The organism is Streptomyces sp. NRRL S-340, assembly GCF_000720185.1.
In the GTDB taxonomy this organism is placed as follows: domain Bacteria; phylum Actinomycetota; class Actinomycetes; order Streptomycetales; family Streptomycetaceae; genus Streptomyces.
Genome location: NZ_JOIY01000150.1, coordinates 1 through 214, shown reverse-complemented (window position 1 = coordinate 214; position 214 = coordinate 1). Strand labels below are relative to the sequence as shown.

The 214-nt window shown below is 56.5% G+C and carries 1 rRNA gene; it reads right to left on the bottom strand.

Annotation, left to right across the window (positions count from 1 at the left end):
- Nucleotides 1-214 (bottom strand): 23S ribosomal RNA (locus IG64_RS37355); the annotation flags it as partial.

Here is a 214-nt window from a genome sequence, read left to right as displayed (position 1 = left end):
GTTCGGACTCGCTTTCGCTACGGCTACCCCACCCGGGTTAACCTCGCAACACACCGCAAACTCGCAGGCTCATTCTTCAAAAGGCACGCAGTCACGAGACACCAGCAAGCTGATGTCCGACGCTCCCACGGCTTGTAGGCACACGGTTTCAGGTACTATTTCACTCCCCTCCCGGGGTACTTTTCACCATTCCCTCACGGTACTATCCGCTATC